Here is a 16,213-nt window from a genome sequence, read left to right as displayed (position 1 = left end):
ACTCCTGAATATTCTACCAGCGCTGATGCACATGCGGGGCGACCAGCCGCGCATAGATTTCCTTAGTCGCGGTCATCACGTCGTCCGAGATCGCAGGAAGGTCGGCTGCCGCCGCGTTGCCCCTGGCCTGCGCCTCGTTGCGGGCGCCCGGAATGACGACGGTGACAGCCTCGTTCATCAGAATCCATTTCAGCGCAAAGGCCGCCATCGACGCTCCTGCCGGTACCAGCTTGCGGACTTCCTCGACTGCCTGGAGGCCGACTTCGAACGGCACGCCGGCAAAAGTCTCGCCGACATCGAAGGCATCGCCATTCCGGTTGAAATTGCGGTGGTCGTCCTTGGCAAAGGCTGTATCGCGAGAAATCTTGCCGGACAGCAGGCCGCTTGCGAGCGGCACGCGGACGATGACCGCGACGTTCTTCCGCCTGGCCTCATTGAAGAACAGGTCGGCCGGGCGCTGGCGGAAGATGTTGTAGATGATCTGGATGCTGGTGACGCCGGGATATTCGATCGCCTTCAGCGCTTCCTCGACCTTCTCGACGCTGACCCCGTAATTCTTGATCTTGCCGGCACGGCGCAGATCGTCGAGCGCGCCAAAGACCTCCGGACGGTAAAGGACTTCGGTCGGCGGGCAGTGGAGTTGCACGAGGTCGAGGCTGTCGAGCTCGAGGTTCTTGAGGCTGCGGTCGATGAAGCCTTCGAGATTGGCCTTGGTATAACCCTCGGCGACATGCGGGTTCAGGCGCCGGCCGGCCTTGGTGGCGACCATCGGACGATTGCCGCCGCGCGACTTCAGGACGCCGGCAATGATCTTTTCCGAGCGGCCGTCGCCATAAACGTCGGCAGTATCGATGAAGGTGACGCCGGCATCGAGCGCCGCTTCCAGCGCCTTCGCCCCGTCCGCTTCGCCGACGTCGCCCCAGGAGCCGCCGATCTGCCAGGCGCCGAAACCGATCTCGCTGACGGTGAAGGATGTGCGTCCGAACGCGTGGTTTCTCATGGTGTCCTCCGAGTTTGATTGGGCTATCCACAGGCTGCGGAACCCCGAGCTTTCTTCGTGCCCGGCATTTGCCTAAAACACCTGATCTGCTCCGGCAACCGAAACAAGCGATTCGATGACCTCCTTCCGATTCATCCACGCCGCCGACCTGCATCTCGGCAGTCCCTTCCAGGGGCTGGCGCTGAAGGATGCCGCGATTGCCGAACTGTTCATCGAGGCGAGCCGCAGGGCGTTTTCAGCCCTGGTCGACCAGGCGGTCGAGCGCAGGGTGGACTTCTTCATCGTCGCCGGCGACGTCTATGACGGCGACTGGAAGGACAACAAGATCGGCCTGTTCTTCAACCGTGAAGTGGCACGGCTGGAACGCGCCGGCATTCCGGTCTTCCTGTTGAAGGGTAATCACGATGCCGAAAGCGTCATCACCAAAACGATCACCTTGCCGAAGAATGTCAGCGAGTTCCCGGTCAACAAGCCGGGCAGTTTCAAGCTCGATCACCTGAAGGTGGCGCTGCACGGCCAGGGTTTTGCCGAACGTTCGGCGACCGAGAACCTGGCGCTGGCCTATCCGAAGCCTGAAACGGGCTGGTTCAATATCGGTGTGCTGCACACCTCGCTCACCGGCCGCGAGCCGCATGCGCCCTATGCGCCGTGTTCGGTCGAGGACCTGCGCTCGCGCGGTTACGATTATTGGGCGCTCGGCCATGTGCATGATTTCGAGATCGTCGCCGAGGACCCGCTGGTGGTTTTTCCGGGCAATCTCCAGGGCCGCTCGATCCGCGAGCAGGGGGCGAAAGGCGCGGTCCTGGTGACCGTCGAGGACGGTCGCATCACCCATGAGCGGATCATTACCGACAGCGCCCGTTTTGCCGAGCTCGGGGTCGCAGTCGAACCGGACGACAACATCCCGGCGATCCTGCGCCGCACCGAGAATGGGTTGGAAGATGTCGTCGAGCGGATGGAAGGCCGGCCGCTGGCGCTGCGCATCCGTCTGACCGGAAAAAGCCGATTCCGCAACGAACTGACCGCCCGCGCCGAGGACTTCCGAGACGAGGTGCAGGCCGCCTGCCATCGCTCTCACCAGGACATCTGGCTCGAAAAGCTGGAAGTGCGGCTGGAACCGGCAACCAACGGCGCGAGCGTCGCGACCGACCTGCTCGGCCTCGAAGGCCTCATTCCCATGGGCGGCTTCGCCCCGGAACTGCTCGCCGATGCGAATGCCAAGATCGCCGAGATCACCGCCCGCCTGCCGGGTGGCATAGGTGCCGGCGATCTGGCACTCGGTGACGATGCCGAAGCGCTGCTGGCGGAGGCCCGCGATCTCCTGCTCTCGCGTGCGGCGAGGGCTGGCTGATCCATGCGTTTCAACCGCCTCGACATTCTGCGCTACGGCGCCCTGACGGACCGGATGCTCACCTTCCGCCCGGACGCCAGATTGCATGTGATCTATGGCCCGAACGAGGCCGGAAAATCTTCGGCGCTGTCGGCAATCTCAGACCTCCTGTTCGGCTTCCCGAGTGCCGCCGAATACAGCTTCCTGCATGACCCGACCGCGCTTCGCGTCGGTGCCGCGATCACCGCGCGCGACGGCCAGATGCTCGAATTCCGCCGCCGACGCGGCCGCAAGAACACGCTGCTCGCCACCAGCGAGGCAGAAGAGGCCATAGCCGAGGATGCCCTGGCGCCGTTCCTGGGGACCCTTTCCCGCGACGTGTTCGAACGCGCCTTCGGCCTCGATTCCGCATCGCTGCGGGCCGGCGGCGAGACGATGCTGAAAAGCGGCGGCGAGATCGGCAGCCTGCTGTTTTCCGCAGCCTCCGGCCTGACCGGGCTCTCGGACCTGCGCAAGTCGCTCGATGCGGAAGCCGACGGCATCTATGCGCCTCGCCGCTCCAAGGACCGCTTGTTCTATCAGGTCATCGACAGCCACGACGAGGCGCGCAAGGCCGAGCGCGACAACGAGCTGAAATCCGGCGACTGGAAAAAACTGCTTGGCGAACAGGCAGAGCTCGACGCGGACCTCGCCGCGGTGCAGGTCGAACGGCAGGAAACGAAACGCGCCCTCGATCGTTTGCGGAAACTGCAGCGGCTGGAACCGGTGCTGCGGGAGATCGACCGCGAGCGGCAATTGCTGACGCAATACGAGGCGCTGGCTCTGCTGCCGGCCGGCTTCGAGGAGCGCCTGTCCGCGGCTCTGGAGGCGGAGCACAAGAACGCGGAAGCGCTCAAGGCGGCGGAGGTCGAGGTATCGCGTCTGCGCGACGAGATCAGCGCCGTGCATGTCGACGAGGCACTGATCGCCGCGGCGCCCAGGATACTGGCCGCCCATGCGGAAAAGGGCGCCTATCTGAAGGCTCGGGAAGATATCGCCCGGGTGCGCGGCGAGGTGGACGATTTTGACCAACGTATCGGGCAGGCCGCCCGCCGGCTTGGTTTTGGCAAATTCGAGGAGCTTCAGCGCGCCCAGCCGGCCGATGCCGATCTCGTGCGCCTCCGCAAGCTGGTCGAGGAGGGCAGCGAGTTTGACCGGAGCCTGAAGCAGCTCCGCCAGCAGATCGAAGACGCGCAGGATGCCCTGCGGCGGCTCGGAGACCATGGTCCTGACGGCCGCCTGATCGATCCGAAACCGTGGGCGGAACAGCTCGCCGCACTACGCCCCGATATCAACGAAATCTCCGGCATCGAGACCCTGCAGGTGCGCGTCGCCCGTGCCGAAAGCGATCTTGCCGCCGCCGCCGCGCGCCTCGATCCGCCGGTCAAGGATATCGCCCGCCTTCTCTCGGTGCCGCTGCCGGATATCGCGACGCTTACCCATCACCGCCGGCTGATCGAAGCGGCCAAGGCGGAGAGCGCCCAGGCGGCCCAAAAACTCGCCGGCATCCGCGACGAAGTCACGGCGATCACCGGCCAGCTTGCGGCGCTGGAAGGGCAGGGGCGGATTGTCTCCCGCGCGGATATCGCAGCCGTCCGAGCCGGCCGCGATGAGAAGATCGAGGCGTTCGGCGCAAAGCCGTCTGCCGACAAACTCGACGAACTGAAGATCGCCGTGGAGGATGCGGACCGGTTGGCTGATACGGCGCTCGCCGATGCCGAACGTGTCTCGCGCCATGCCCAACTCACCCTGCGGCAGCGGGAACTGCAACAGGCTCTCGGCGCTGCCGAGATCACTGCCAAGGAAAGCGGCATTGCAGCCGCCGATGCGGTCACCGAATTCGAGGACCTTTTCCACGCAGCCCCGGTTGCGCCGTCCACACCGGAGCGGATGATCGAATGGCGCCGTGCCGTCGACGGGCTTTCCCTGCTGTCGGGGGCACTGAACGAGGCGCGCGACGAGTTGGAGGCGCTGCGTCTCAGGGAGGAAAAACTCAAGCCTGCCTTGCTGGTGCTGGCCGATGCCATCGGTCTCGCCGCGTCCGCACTGCCGCCGCTGGCACTCGCCCGTGGGCTGGAACGCCGGATCGGGGAACTGACCGAGCGCTGGACCGAAAGCCGTTCGCTGGAAGGCAAACGCCATTCCGCCGAGGAGGCGCTGGAAAAGCTGGAGGAACGCGAGACCGGTCTGCGCCGGGATATCGAACGCTGGCGCTCGACCTTCTCCAATGCCGCAGTCCTGGCGGGTCTTTCGGAAGACGCGACGGTCGACATGGCTCTTGCGGCGCTTGATGTCTGGCGCACCGTTCCCGATCTTCTCTCCGAACGCGAAAACCGGGACCGCCGCGTCAAGGGCATGGCGCGGGACATGGAGGATTTCGAAGCGGAGGTGAAGGCGCTCGCCGCCGCAGTGGCGCCGGATCTGGTCTCGCTGCCTGCCGATGTCGCGGCAGGCATGCTGAATGACCGCGCAACAGATGCAAGGACCGCCGCAAACCAGCGGGCGACGCTTACGACAGCGCTGGAGCGCGCCGAGCTCGCGGTGGCCCGGCACGCCGCCGACGCGGAAAGACTTGTGGCGGACCTGCGCGGGTTTGCCGCTGCCGCATCCAAGGATATCGAGGAGGCCGATGGCCTTCTCCGTGATCTTCGCGAACGCAATCGGTTGGAAACGAGCCTCGCGCAATGCCGCAGCCGCTTTGCCGAACAGGCGGACGGTGCGACCGAGGACGAGGCACGCGCCGCGCTTGTCGGTTTCGACAGGATCGCCGCCGGCCTGGAAATCGAGCGGCTGGATGCCGAGGATGCCCGGCAGGTCGAACGCATGAAGATACTCGGCATTGCCCAGGCCGATAGCGAGCGCCGCCGCCGCGAGCTGGAAACAGGCATCGGTGCCGAACGCGCCGTCTTCCAGAAGCTCGCTGCTGAACAGGAAGCCAAGGAACTGGCGCGGCGTTGGGTGGTTCTGAAGCTCGCCGCCGGCCTTCTGGCGAGCTCGATGGAAGCCTATCGCGAACGCCAGGCCGATCCGGTCATGCAGCGGGCAGGGAAGGTCTTCGCCGATTTGACCGGCGGCCGTTTCTCGCGCCTCGTCCAGGTTTATGACGAGCGTGACGAACTGCAGCTTGCGGTCGAACGGCAAACCGGCGAGCAGGTGAGGCTTGACGGCTTGAGCGAAGGCACAGGCGATCAGCTCTATCTGGCGCTGCGGCTCGCCTTCCTGGAAGACTATTGCAGCCGCAACGAACCGGCGCCGCTGATCCTCGACGACATATTCCAGACCTTCGACGACGAACGGACCGCGGCCGGCATCCGGACGCTCGCGGCGGCGGGCGAAAAATTCCAGACGGTGCTCTTCACCCACCAGATGAGCCTGGTCGAGACGGCGCGCCGCGAGCTGGGGGACGGGCTGGACCTCGTCCAGTTGGAGCGGGTTTAAGAGGCGGATTGCGGCTGAGACGGGCTGCGCAGCGCCAGGCAACCGATCGGCATGCGATAGACCGGCGCCGTCCATCTGTCCGGCGGGGGCGATGGGTGTTCACCGCATCCAGCCGCCTGGCGACGCGGCAGGATCAGCAGATTGTAGCGCCGCGCGTCGCTGATCTCACGGCTGAACGTCATCCGGTAGTTTTCGACGATCGAGCTGAACTCGGTGCGTCCCGCCAGTTTCTCGATCAGATAGGTTCTCGTTTCCGGCGTCATCGGCAGGCCGAAACGCTCGGTGGCCCCGATCGCTTCGCTGAGTACCGCAAGCTCCGTGGTCAGATCCGTCAGGCTGACCTTGATGCGGAAGCTGCTCATGATGTCGGGCTCCGTGCCGCGCGCCTGGATGAAGAGGGCGGCTGGTTCAGGCTCATTCCCGAACTCCTTGAAGAACAGGCATTCCCAATCTTCACCCGAACGGCTGAAGGTCGGTGCCGTGCCTCTGTCGTCCCGCAGCAGGTCGCAGCGCTCCGCGGCCGAAAGCGCCTCGGTCTTCTCGAACACCGCCATCCGCTCCAGGCCCGCCTTGAGAAGCCAGGGCGGGTAGTGTCTCTCCGGCGGCCGCGATTTGTGCCTGCCGACCCGCAATTGCGGCGCCGCCGGCGTGGGAAGAAGGTACTCCTCCAGCGCGAGTTGCCGGACCAGACGCTTATAGTTCCGGCCGTCGTTGACTGCGAGCACGGTTGCCGCGAGGGCGGCTAGGACGACCGCAAGGAGAAAGCCGAAAACCAACCCCGCCGAACGCTGCCTGCGGCGGCGATCGGCTGGTGTCTGTCTGTCTGCCTTACCCTCCTCCGGCATGGCTCCGCTTTCGATCGAGGATGCCCGGCGTCTGTCCCGCCGCCGACATAACACGCTTCTTCGGCCCGACGATCAAGCCGCCGCTGTTCTGGTAGCATCGGCGTCGGCTCGCCCATATCCCTGTCGTTCAAAGGAACGAGAAGCGTCCGCCGTCGATCTTGAGGACGGTCAGCCTGCCGGAGAAATAGGCGCCCGTATCGATGCCGATCCGGCCGGGTCCGAAATCCGGTTCCGGTTGCGGCGTATGGCCGTGGATGACGAGAAGCGGCAGCTGCGGCCCGGTGGCAAGAAACGCCTCGCGGATCCAGAGCATGTCTTCCTCGGTCTGCTGTTTGAGCGGGATCCCCGGCCTCAGGCCCGCATGGACGAAGACGAGCTTGCCGATCGTCAGGCTGGCCGGGAGATTGGCGAGGAATTTCCTGTGCGGCACCGGCACGGCCTCCATCAGTAGATCGCCGAACTTGGAGCCGCGCTTCCTGCCGCGGGCACCGAACTGGTATGGGTCCATGCCGTAGGACAGCAGCGTCTGTTCGCCGCCCATTCCCAGCCATTCGGAATAACGTTCCGGATCGTCCACGAACCTCATGAAGATATCGTCATGATTGCCGCAGAGCGCTATCCGCCTCAATCCGTACTCGCTCGGCCTGATCAGATGTTCCAGGACATGGCTCGAAGCCGGCCCCCGATCGACATAGTCGCCGAGCAGGATGACCATGCCGGGACGTCGGTTCTCTTCCATATCGTGAGCGATACGCGCCTCCGCATCCCGAAGCAGGTCGAGGCAGCCATGCACATCGCCGATCGCATAAATCGGATAGGGGGGCGGGGTCTGACCGAGATCGATCCGGCGGCGGCGAGGCCGGATCGGTCTTGCCGGCCGGCGTCCCCAAAACCAGTCCGTCAACTTTCGCATGCTTACCGCCATCCGCCTGATATGTACGATCCCGCCGCCAATGAGAAGTGGATGCCCCAAGGAGTGTTAACAACGTCCGAAGCGCCGGACTTTTGGAAACCGTTATCGTAATCGCCGCCGCATCTGTGGGGACAATTCCACAGGCGGACAAGGCCGTTCGACAGCGTTGGCGGCGAAGGGCTTGTATTCTGTGGATAGCAAATGATTAACCAAGTATGTTGTTGATTTGCCACAGCATGCGGATTTTCGATTCGCCCCCGGTTTACCCCTTAGAATCACCGGGTCCCCTCATCGGCTAAACCGATACCATACTTTGGGTTGTATGGCGGGGCGTATGTTTAGGTCCTTGGGTGCTGTTTTAACGCTTGCTACTATTGCGTTTTTGTCCGGCTGCATGGGACTTCCGAGGTCCGGCCCGGACCCGCACGCCGTTGAAGCCAATGCAACCGTGAAGGCTTTTTCCGCCGTCGGCAACAAGGCCGGGATCGACTACGCGCTAATCGACATCAACAAGGCAGTCCTGGCCCATCTGCCGAAATCGGCAGGGCCCGGCTTGAGCGCCGATTTCGGCTCTGGCAGCAGCGGTCCGCCGCCGCTCACCCTCGGTGTTGGCGATGTCGTTCAGGTCTCCGTCTTCGAAGCGCAGAGCGGCGGCCTGTTCATTCCCGCCGATGCCGGCGCCCGCCCCGGCAATTACATCACCCTTCCGAACCAGACGATCGGTCGTGACGGCACATTGAGCGTCCCATACGCGAACAAGGTGAAGGCCGCCGGCCGTCCGGTCGATGCCGTGCAGCTCGATATTGCCGAGCGGCTGGCCAACCGTGCCATCGAGCCCCAGGTCGTCATCTCGACGGTGACGAGCCGTTCGATGGGGGCGTCGGTGCTTGGCGACGTCAAGCAGGCGAAGAAGATCGAACTCAGCCCCGCCGGCGACCGCATCATCGACGTGATCTCCGAAGCCGGCGGTTTGAGTGTCCCCAAGGAAGAGGCGACCGTCACCCTGCAGCGCCGCGGCCGCAGCGTCACCGTTGCCTATCGGACGCTGAGCGAGCATCCGCGGGAGAATATCTATGTACAGCCGGGCGATACGATCTTCGTCGATCGCAACCGCCGGACCTTCTTGGCCTTCGGCCTGACCGGTGAAAGCGGACGTTTTGATTTCGACGATGCCAATCTGTCGCTCGGGGAGGCCTTGGCGAAGGCCGGCGGACTGCTCGATGACAAGGCCGAGCCGCAATCGGTCCTGCTCTACCGCCTCGTGGAGCGTGATTTCCTGCGCAATATCGGCCTCGACGTCAGCCGGTTCAGAGCCAGAGATGTGCCGGTGATCTTCCGCGCCAATCTGGGCGATCCGGCCGCGTTCTTCGCCGTCCAGCAATTTCCCATGCAGGACAAGGACGTGATCTATGTATCGACGGCCGATGCGGTCGAGCTTGCAAAATTCCTTACCGTCCTCAATTCGGTCACCGCTTCCACCCGGGATATCGCGAGTAGTCATGATGCGTGGCGCGACTGACATTCCGGCCGCCTGCGGCCGCTCCGGATCGGTCTGGCCCTCCGTGCACACCGGTCGGGTGATGTCATGAACCAGCGGGCCGTTTTTCTCACCCGCCACCGGCAGGAGCCTCGCGACGAGGACGCTCCGGAACTGGACATGGATGGCCTGATCGCCATCGTTCGGCGGCAGTGTCGGGTGGTCGGCCTCTGCGTCGCGGTGTTTCTGGCGCTCGGTATCGGGTTCCTCCTCACTGCCGTGCCTCGATATACCGCCAGGACCAGCGTGCTGATCGACCGCGGCAACCGGCAGGTGGTCGAGCAATTGTCGACGATCGGTGGGGTCATGGACGACGAGGCGTCGGTCCTCAGCCAGGTCGAACTGCTGCGCTCGGAGACGATAGGCCTGTCGGCAGTCGACAGACTGAAACTGCAGGATGATCCGGAATTCATGGGCGGAGGCCGAAATCCGTTGCTCGCCGCCGCATCCGAAATACGGTCGATGCTCGATGTTCGGCAATGGCTGCGAGGCGATGGCCCGTTGCGCCCCGATGAGAGCGAGGCGCAACGCCGCCAGGCGCTGGTGCGGCTTCTCGACAATATGAAAGTTTCGCGCGTCGGGCGTTCCCATGTCCTGGAAATCGCGTTCACGGCCACATCGCCGGGGCTTGCCGCAGCCGTCGCCGGCGCGATCGCGGATGCCTACCTGACCGACAAGCTCGACGCTAAATACGATGCCACAAGGCGGGCCGGCAACTGGCTGCTGGAGCGCATCGAGGAACTGCGGCAGCGCTCGCTGGAGTCCGATTTGGCAGTCCAGAGATTTCGCGCCGCCAACGGCCTCGTTGTCGCCAACGACAAGCTCGTCTCCGACCAGCAGCTTACCGAAATGAACAGCGCCCTCATCGTGGCGCGTGCCGATACGGCCAGGGCCCGGGCACGTTCCGAGCGGATCGAAGCGATCATCGCGAGCGGCGAGAGGGACGCGATCGTCACCGACGCGCTGGACAGTTCGGTCATCAGCTCGCTGCGCGAAAAATACCTGGAGTCGTCGAAGCGGGAGGCAGAGATATCGAGGCGGCTTGGGCCGGACCATGTTCAGGCGGCCCGCCTTCGCCAGGAGATGGCGGAATATGACCGGTTGACGTTCGACGAGATCAGGCGGATCGCCAGGAGCTACCAGAGCGAACTGGAAGTCGCCCGATCGCGCGAGCGCCAGATTACCCAAGGGGTACGCAACGCCACCGACGTCAGCGTCACCGCAGGGGAGACGCAGGTGCAGTTGCGGGAGCTCGAACGGGCGGCCGAAACCTACCGGAACCTCTACCAGAGTTTCCTGCAGCGATATCAGGAGGCCGTGCAGCAGCAGTCATTTCCCGTCACGGAAGCACGGATCATTTCCCGAGCCGTGCCGCCGACGGGCGCCAGCGAACCGCGGCTGTCGCTGGTGCTTGCGCTTTGCCTCGCACTCGGCTGCGGCGTCGGCGGAGCGGTCGGGGCATTCCGCGAGTTCCGGGACCGGTTTTTCCGCACCGGCGAACAGCTGAGGCATGTTCTCGGCCTCGAATACCTCGGGTCGGTCCCGCTGGTGGAACCGCAGCCGGGCGGAAGCCCCCCGGCGGAGCCCGTGAAGGGAGAGGTCTGCAGGAAGAATGGGCTATCGGCCTTTGCGACCGCGCATCCGTCTTCCGCCTTTGCCGAAACGTTGCGCAGCGCCCGGATCGCAGCGGACGTCCATATCGACAGGCCGCACAAGGTCATCGGCATCGTTTCGATGCTGCCTGGCGAGGGTAAATCGACGATCGCCATGAATTTCGCCCGGGCCCTGGCCGGAAGCGCGAGGACGTTGCTGATCGATGCGGATCTGCGCAATCCGGGTGCCACCAGGGCGCTGGGCCAGCATGCGCAAGAGGGGCTGATCGAAGTGCTGCTGGAAGGCCACACGCCGGCTTCCACGATGTTGATCGACCGGGAGACCGGCTTGAGGTTCCTGCCTGCGGTCGTCAAACGGCGGATACCTCATTCGTCGGAACTGCTGGCATCGGCCGCCATGGCCAGGCTGTTGGCGCAGATGGCCGGCGACTTCGATTATATCGTCCTCGACCTGCCGCCGCTTGGGCCCGTCGTCGATGCGAGGGCCATCGCCCCGCGTGTCGACGGCTTCATCATGGTCGTCGAATGGGGCGAGACATCCCGAAAAGCCGTCAAGGAAACGTTGGATGCCGAGCCTCAGATCGCCGGCCGTTGCCTCGGCGTGATCCTCAACAAGGTCGATGCCGCCAGGATGAAGCTTTATGAGGGATATGGTTCCTCGGACTATTATGCATCGCGTTACACGCACTATTATCATGAAGCGCATCCTGACCCGATGCCGGTTTCCACCGGCGCCGCAAGCAGGATGAAAACGGCAAGGGAGAAGCCTGACGACGGCCGATGATCTTTTCTGAAGCGTTTCACTGCAATGTTTGGCATAAGCCCGGGATGCTACGAATCACTGTATGTCTCGGATTCGCCGCATTCCGGGGGACATCACAATGGTGTTCCCAGTGCTTGCGACTGGCACATTGCGCGCATCGACGTGCACGTTTCACTTAAAGACTGACGGGTTCCGTTAGGGGGATATGATGACTGGAAATGTGAAGAGCAACGGCAAGGTAGCATTGATCACCGGGGTAACGGGCCAGGACGGCGCTTACCTTGCGGAACTGCTGCTGGCGAAGGGCTATACCGTCCACGGCATCAAGCGGCGCTCTTCCTCCTTCAACACCAACCGCATCGAGCATCTCTACGAAGATCCGCATGTGGCAGACCCGCGTTTCATCCTGCATTTCGGCGACATGACGGATTCCACCAACCTCATCCGCGTCGTGCAGGAAGCCCAGCCGGACGAAATCTACAACCTTGCCGCCCAGAGCCACGTGCAGGTCTCCTTCGAGACGCCGGAATATACCGCCAATGCGGACGGCACCGGCACGCTGCGCCTGCTCGAGGCGATCAGGCTCCTCGGCCTTTCCAAGAAGACCCGCTTCTACCAGGCCTCGACCTCGGAACTCTACGGCAAGGTCCAGGAAGTGCCGCAGAGCGAAACGACGCCCTTCTATCCGCGTTCGCCCTATGCGGTTGCCAAGCTCTACGCCTATTGGATCGTCGTCAACTACCGCGAGGCCTACGGCCTGCATGCCTCGAACGGCATCCTGTTCAACCACGAGAGCCCGATCCGCGGCGAGACCTTCGTCACCCGCAAGATCACCCGCGCGGCCGCCGCCATCCATCTCGGCCTGCAGGAACGCCTCTTTCTCGGCAATCTCGACGCCAAGCGCGACTGGGGCCATGCCCGCGAATATGTGCGCGGCATGTGGCTGATGACGCAGCAGGACGAGCCGGACGACTACGTTCTGGCAACCGGCGAGACCCATACGGTGCGCTCCTTCGTCGAAAAGTCCTTCGCCAAGGTCGGCATGCCGATCGAGTGGCGCGGCGAGGGCGTCGAGGAGAAGGGCTACGACACGACATCCGGCGAATGCGTCGTGGCGATCGATCCGCGCTATTTTCGCCCGACGGAAGTCGACCTGCTGATCGGCGACCCCACCAAGGCGCACCGTAAGCTCGGCTGGAAGCACGAGACCAACCTCGATCAGCTGATCGCCGAAATGGTCCGGGAGGACCTGAAGGTGATGGCGCGCAACGTACCGACCTCGGGCGGCAACAAGGGCCTCTCCCATGCCTGAGACGATCTACAGCCTTGCGGGGAAGAAGGTCTATGTCGCGGGACATCGCGGCATGGTCGGCTCGGCGATCGTCCGCCGTCTGGCCTCGGAAGGCTGCGAGATCCTGACGGCGGCGCGCGGTGATGCCGATCTGACGCGCCAGGCGGAAGTCGAGGCCTGGATGGAGAAGAACCGCCCGGACGCGGTGTTCCTGGCGGCCGCCAAGGTGGGCGGCATCCTTGCCAACGACACCTATCCGGCCGATTTTCTCTACGACAACCTCATTCTCGAGGCGAACATCATCGAGGCCGCCCACAAGGTCGGCGTCGAAAAGCTGATGTTCCTCGGCTCGTCCTGCATCTATCCGAAATTTGCCGACCAGCCGATCGTCGAGGAGTCGCTTTTGACCGGCTCGCTGGAACCGACCAACGAATGGTATGCGATCGCCAAGATCGCCGGCATCAAGCTCTGCCAGGCCTATCGCAAGCAGCACGGCCATGACTTCATCTCGGCCATGCCCACCAACCTTTACGGCCCCGGCGACAATTTCGACCTGAAATCCAGCCATGTCATGCCGGCACTGATCCGCAAGGCGCATGAGGCGAAGACCGGCCACCTTCCGGACATCACCGTATGGGGCACCGGCACCCCGCGCCGCGAATTCCTGCATGTCGACGACTGCGCCGACGCCTGCGTCCATCTGATGAAGACCTATTCGGCCGAGACCCATGTCAATGTCGGATCCGGCGAGGACGTAACCATCCTCGAACTCGCCAGACTAGTGTCCAAGGTCGTCGGTTTCCAGGGAGATATCTCTCATGATCTCACCAAACCCGACGGCACGCCGCGCAAGCTGATGAGCGCGGCCAAGCTGCGGGCGCTTGGCTGGTCGCCGAGGATCGGGCTGGAGCAAGGCATAACCGATGCCTACCAGGCCTTCCTCAAGGGCGAGTATCTTGAGCGCAAACGCGGAGATGCCGCCTGATGACAGCAGCCGCCCAGCCCCTCAGCGACGAATGCGAACAAACGTTCGACGCCGCACCGGGGCTGGTTACGGCAGCTGCCACAACACCGCGCAAAAGCGTGGTCGTTTATGCGATGAACTACGCGCCCGAAACGGCGGGCGTCGGCAAATATACTGGCGAGATCGCCGAATATCTTGCAGCCGAAGGCATGGACGTCACGGTAGTGACGACACCGCCGCATTATCCCGGCTGGGCGGTCCAGCCCGGATATCGGAACCGCTATTCATCGGCGATCGAGGGCCGTATCTCGGTGTTGCGAGCGCCGTTGATGTTGCGGCGGAAGATGGGCGGCATCTGGCGGCTGCTGGCGCCGCTCTCCTTTGCGCTTACCTCGGCGCCCTTGGTCTTCTGGCAGATCCTGCGTCGCCGCCCGGTCACTGTCTTCTGCGTCGAGCCGACGCTGCTTGCGGCTCCCGCAGCCCAGCTTGCAGCCAAATTGGTCGGCGCGCGGACCGTGCTGCATGTTCACGACCTGGAAGTGGATGCGGCATTCGCCGTCGGGCATCTGAGTTCCAAGACCTGGCTGAGGAGGCTTGGCCAGGTTTTCGAGCGCGGCGTGCTTGCCAGGTTCGATCGGCTGGTCACCATTTCCAACCGCATGGCGGAAAGCCTCGTCGGGAAAGGCGTTCCGAACGCAAGACTGTCCGTCGTCCGCAACTGGGTGGATCTTGCGCATATCCACCCCATGGAAGACGTCAGCCCCTATCGTGCGGAACTCGGCTTTAGCCGCGACGACTTCGTCGTTCTCTATTCGGGCAGTATCGGCGCCAAGCAGGGACTGAACGTACTGCTCGATGCCGCAGAGCGTCTCAAGGGCGAGGGGCGCATCCATTTCGTGATCTCCGGCGAGGGACCGCTGAAGCGGGAACTCGAAGCCTGTTACGGCCATCTTGAGAATGTCCGTTTCCTGGCCTTCCAACCCTATTCCCGGCTGAACGCGTTTCTCAACATGCCGGATCTGCACGTGCTGCCGCAGGACAGGAATGCCGCCGACCTGACGCTGCCGTCCAAACTCGGCGGCATGCTTGCCTCCGGAAGGCCCGTCCTCGTCACCGCCGACGCGGGAACGGAACTGGCCCAATTCGTCGAGGACGCGGTCTATCTGACCCCGCCGAACGATCCGGAGAAGCTGGCGGCCAACATCGTCCGGGCGATGTCCGAGCGGGACCAGTGGCGGCCGCATGCCCAGGAGGCTCTCGTGCAGAGCCTGTCGAAACGGCCGGCCATCATCGCCATACGGCAGCTCATCGACAGCGGTGAGCCATGAAGGTCGCCGGTCACATCCTCGCCTACAACGTCGATCGTTTTCTGCCGCACGTTGTCGAGAATTGTGGCCGTTTCGTCGACAAGATCTTTATCGTCCTTCCGGAGCGTCCATGGGCCTATCTGCCCGGCTCGCGCGCCGCGAGGAAAAATCCCACGACCAGGGAAAAGGTGGACGGGGCCATCGCCTTCGCCCGCGCGAAAGGCGTGAGTTGCGAGATCGAGGTGATCTGCAGCGACTTCGAGACCGAGGAGGACAGCCGCAACGACTGCCTCGACCGGGCGATCCGCGAAGGTTACGGCTGGCTGGTGATCCAGGACGCCGACGAGTTCTATCTGGATAGCGGCTGGGAAAGCCTGCTTGAATTCATGGCGGCGGACCGCAGGTATGACCGCATCCTGACACCATGGCATAATTTCTGGAAAACGCCCGAGCTGGTGCTGACCAGCGGCGATGGCTCGATCAGGGACGTCAATGCGGGGTTCGCGATCCGCTGCAGAATCGGCGTCCGCTTCGATACGGCCCGGAAGACCAGTCCGGCTGCGACCACCCTTATCGATGCACCCTGCTACCACTACGGCTACGTCATGAGCGATGCCGAGATGTGGGAAAAGATCACCAGCTGGGGACATGCGCATCAGGTGAATGCGCAAAAATGGTTCCGCCTGAAATGGCTCGGATGGACACCCGCCCATTCCTACCTCCATCCGGTGACGCCGCTGTTCTGGCCAAAGGCGGTTCGCTTTCCCGGCAGGCAACCCGCCTTCGCCTCTTCCTTCATGAACCCGAGCCAGGAAACCGCACCGCTCGGTTTTGTCGATTTCCTGGAAAACATGCTTGCCGACCGTGCGACGGATGTCCGCATCGTCGCGCGAAAATTATTGAGAAGGTCAACCGTGTAGCCGTAGGTCGCGTTTTCGATGAGTGTGTCAGTACGGCTAATCTCGGGCTCGATCGCCAATGGGGCGTTCATTGCCGCCAATATCCTGATCCAGGCGATCAGCGTGCCGATCATGCTCGGCTGGTGGTCTGCGCAGCAATTCGGGCTCTGGGTGCTGGTGCAGACGCTCTATTCCCTCTCCGTCGTGTTCGACCTCGGCCACCAGAACTACCTTGGTTATGAATTCCAACGCCTCGGCACCAGGGACGCCGTAA

The 16,213-nt window shown here is 63.5% G+C and carries 11 protein-coding genes; 8 read left to right on the top strand and 3 right to left on the bottom strand.

Annotated features, from left to right (window positions below; all coding sequences use genetic code 11):
* Nucleotides 1-13: 13 nt before the first annotated feature.
* Complete coding sequence (locus ACZ9EJ_RS11190) at nt 14-1,000, bottom strand: aldo/keto reductase (protein WP_046640477.1); 987 nt, start codon at nt 998-1,000, stop codon at nt 14-16.
* A gap of 115 nt (nt 1,001-1,115) precedes the next feature.
* Here ACZ9EJ_RS11190 and ACZ9EJ_RS11185 point away from each other — a divergent pair, with 115 nt between their 5' ends.
* Nucleotides 1,116-2,351, top strand: coding sequence for a metallophosphoesterase family protein (locus ACZ9EJ_RS11185; RefSeq protein WP_046640478.1), 1,236 nt, complete (start codon nt 1,116-1,118; stop codon nt 2,349-2,351).
* Between the two features lie 3 nt (nt 2,352-2,354).
* Nucleotides 2,355-5,807: a YhaN family protein gene (locus tag ACZ9EJ_RS11180; protein WP_046640479.1), complete on the top strand. Its 3,453-nt coding sequence runs from the start codon at nt 2,355-2,357 to the stop codon at nt 5,805-5,807.
* Here the strand turns inward: ACZ9EJ_RS11180 and ACZ9EJ_RS11175 are convergent.
* The gene (locus tag ACZ9EJ_RS11175) at nt 5,804-6,652 is read right to left on the bottom strand and encodes a DUF6030 family protein (protein WP_251091096.1); all 849 of its coding nucleotides are present in this window, start codon (nt 6,650-6,652) and stop codon (nt 5,804-5,806) included. The genes ACZ9EJ_RS11180 and ACZ9EJ_RS11175 overlap by 4 nt on opposite strands.
* 127 nt (nt 6,653-6,779) lie before the next feature.
* Entirely contained in the window at nt 6,780-7,565 is a 786-nt protein-coding gene (locus ACZ9EJ_RS11170) for a metallophosphoesterase (protein ID WP_046640481.1), read from the bottom strand.
* Between the two features lie 448 nt (nt 7,566-8,013).
* On the opposite strand from ACZ9EJ_RS11170, the gene ACZ9EJ_RS11165 reads away from it, so the two are divergent.
* The 6 genes from ACZ9EJ_RS11165 (at nt 8,014) to ACZ9EJ_RS11140 (ending at nt 15,960) form a co-directional block, all read left to right on the top strand.
* Nucleotides 8,014-9,084: a polysaccharide biosynthesis/export family protein gene (locus tag ACZ9EJ_RS11165; protein ID WP_251091097.1), complete on the top strand. Its 1,071-nt coding sequence runs from the start codon at nt 8,014-8,016 to the stop codon at nt 9,082-9,084.
* Nucleotides 9,085-9,222: 138 nt separating this feature from the next.
* Nucleotides 9,223-11,499, top strand: a complete 2,277-nt coding sequence (locus ACZ9EJ_RS11160) for a polysaccharide biosynthesis tyrosine autokinase (protein WP_251091100.1) — start codon at nt 9,223-9,225, stop codon at nt 11,497-11,499.
* A gap of 184 nt (nt 11,500-11,683) precedes the next feature.
* A complete protein-coding gene (gene gmd, locus ACZ9EJ_RS11155; protein WP_370649721.1) occupies nt 11,684-12,790 on the top strand; it encodes a GDP-mannose 4,6-dehydratase in 1,107 nt (368 codons plus the stop codon).
* Nucleotides 12,783-13,754, top strand: coding sequence for a GDP-L-fucose synthase (fcl, locus tag ACZ9EJ_RS11150; RefSeq protein WP_046640483.1), 972 nt, complete (start codon nt 12,783-12,785; stop codon nt 13,752-13,754). Before gmd ends, fcl begins: the two co-directional genes overlap by 8 nt.
* Nucleotides 13,754-15,061, top strand: coding sequence for a WcaI family glycosyltransferase (locus ACZ9EJ_RS11145; protein WP_046640484.1), 1,308 nt, complete (start codon nt 13,754-13,756; stop codon nt 15,059-15,061). The genes fcl and ACZ9EJ_RS11145 overlap by 1 nt, the downstream gene beginning before the upstream one ends.
* A complete protein-coding gene (locus ACZ9EJ_RS11140; RefSeq protein ID WP_046640485.1) occupies nt 15,058-15,960 on the top strand; it encodes a hypothetical protein in 903 nt (300 codons plus the stop codon). Before ACZ9EJ_RS11145 ends, ACZ9EJ_RS11140 begins: the two co-directional genes overlap by 4 nt.
* Nucleotides 15,961-16,213 lie beyond the last annotated feature (253 nt).

The organism is Neorhizobium sp. USDA 3394 (assembly GCF_056280385.1).
Note: the sequence above shows the minus strand (reverse complement) of the source record. Positions and strands in the feature narration are given on the sequence as shown.